We start from the raw sequence: 219 nt of genomic DNA, 5'->3' as shown, positions 1-219 counted from the left end.
CCGTGAGCGTGCCGACCACGCCGCAAGCGATGCTAACGAGGATACCCGCCAGCAGGGCGTTTTGCATAAAATTTAAGCTAAGAGCTTCTAGCATTTGTTTCCTTTTTTATTTTTTTCGGCGTTTGGGGGTTCCCGTTTTTATATTAAATTTCGTCGAAAATTTAAATTTTATCTGCTGAGACCTGCACCTTTAAGATGCTAAATTTGGTTTGGTTAAAT

The 219-nt window shown here is 41.1% G+C and carries 1 protein-coding gene; it reads right to left on the bottom strand.

Going from position 1 to position 219, the window contains the following annotated elements; translation table 11 throughout:
* Positions 1–94: metal ABC transporter permease (locus tag H740_RS11690; RefSeq protein WP_002951903.1), on the bottom strand; the 94-nt coding region annotated here is incomplete at its 3' end.
* Positions 95–219: the final 125 nt, after the last annotated feature.

This window comes from Campylobacter showae CC57C (assembly GCF_000344295.2).
Taxonomy (GTDB): domain Bacteria; phylum Campylobacterota; class Campylobacteria; order Campylobacterales; family Campylobacteraceae; genus Campylobacter_A; species Campylobacter_A showae_B.
This window is presented reverse-complemented; position numbering and strand designations above follow the sequence as displayed.